Annotated in this window: 1 rRNA gene (running past both ends of the window); it reads right to left on the reverse strand. The window is 56.1% G+C overall.

The features are described from left to right. Positions 1–462: ribosomal RNA gene (locus CAPSK01_RS22760) — 16S ribosomal RNA — on the reverse strand (it extends past both window edges: 1,033 nt to the left, 544 nt to the right).

Consider the following 462-nt stretch of genomic DNA (forward strand, 5'->3'; position numbering starts at 1 on the left):
AACCTTGCGGCCGTACTCCCCAGGCGGTCAACTTCACGCGTTAGCTTCGTTACTGAGTCAGCAAAGACCCAACAACCAGTTGACATCGTTTAGGGCGTGGACTACCAGGGTATCTAATCCTGTTTGCTCCCCACGCTTTCGTGCATGAGCGTCAGTGCAGGCCCAGGGGATTGCCTTCGCCATCGGTGTTCCTCCGCATATCTACGCATTTCACTGCTACACGCGGAATTCCATCCCCCTCTGCCGCACTCCAGCCTTGCAGTCACAAGCGCCATTCCCAGGTTGAGCCCGGGGATTTCACGCCTGTCTTACCCAACCGCCTGCGCACGCTTTACGCCCAGTAATTCCGATTAACGCTCGCACCCTACGTATTACCGCGGCTGCTGGCACGTAGTTAGCCGGTGCTTCTTCTCCAGGTACCGTCATCTACACAGGGTATTAACCCATGCAATTTCTTCCCCA

It is taken from the genome of Candidatus Accumulibacter vicinus, from assembly GCF_000584955.1.
Classification (GTDB): domain Bacteria; phylum Pseudomonadota; class Gammaproteobacteria; order Burkholderiales; family Rhodocyclaceae; genus Accumulibacter; species Accumulibacter vicinus.